This window comes from Streptococcus suis (genome assembly GCF_002960445.1).
Taxonomy (GTDB): Bacteria; Bacillota; Bacilli; order Lactobacillales; family Streptococcaceae; genus Streptococcus; species Streptococcus hyiners.
Genome location: NZ_POJD01000008.1, coordinates 1 through 264 on the forward strand (window position 1 = coordinate 1; position 264 = coordinate 264).

General features: G+C 36.0%; 1 protein-coding gene. It reads right to left on the minus strand.

The window, feature by feature from the left end; genetic code table 11:
• Window positions 1-117, minus strand: a 117-nt coding sequence (locus C1G53_RS13220; protein ID WP_238139074.1) for a DUF6290 family protein, incomplete at its 3' end; no start/stop codon positions are given.
• Window positions 118-264 lie beyond the last annotated feature (147 nt).

Here is a 264-nt window from a genome sequence, read left to right on the forward strand (position 1 = left end):
TATCTGTTCAGCAAGTGCAGTTTTGAATAGCTCAGACAGGCTTTTTCCTGTATGAATAGCATAGCTTCTGAAAATTTCTTCTTCTGCATCGTTTAATCGCAAGGATACAATTCCCATCATTCCACCTACTTTCTTCTTGTAATACATTGTAAAACAATTCGTTCAAAATGTCAATTGACACCAGAAAAACAGACCACGTTTGTAGTCTGTCAGTGAATATTTATTTCGCAGTCTTTCAGTTTACTTTTAGTACTAGGCAACGAG